This is a genomic window from Pseudomonas sp. HY13-MNA-CIBAN-0226, assembly GCF_040310305.1.
Classification (GTDB): Bacteria; Pseudomonadota; Gammaproteobacteria; order Pseudomonadales; family Pseudomonadaceae; genus Aquipseudomonas; species Aquipseudomonas gregormendelii.
On the sequence record NZ_JBEOPS010000678.1, the window covers coordinates 1 to 232 of the forward strand.

The window sequence follows — 232 nt, forward strand, 5'->3', positions numbered from 1 at the left end:
TATCCATCACCGCGCTTGGTACATCAAGAAGCGGGCGTTGTTACTCGTGCCGTGCGTGATTATCTACGCGATGACATTGCTGAGATTTGGATCGATAACGAAAACGCTTATATAGAAGCGGCAGGCTTCATCGATGCGGTCATGCCAAAACAAGCTGAAAAACTGCGTAAATATACCGATTATGAGCCGATGTTTTCGCGCTTTAATATCGAAAAACAAATCGAAACTGCCT

Annotated in this window: 1 protein-coding gene; it reads left to right on the plus strand. The window is 44.8% G+C overall.

Annotated elements, in window-relative coordinates:
- The coding region (locus AAEZ05_RS30400; RefSeq protein WP_350650403.1) for a ribonuclease E/G at positions 1-232 on the plus strand (232 nt) is incomplete at both ends.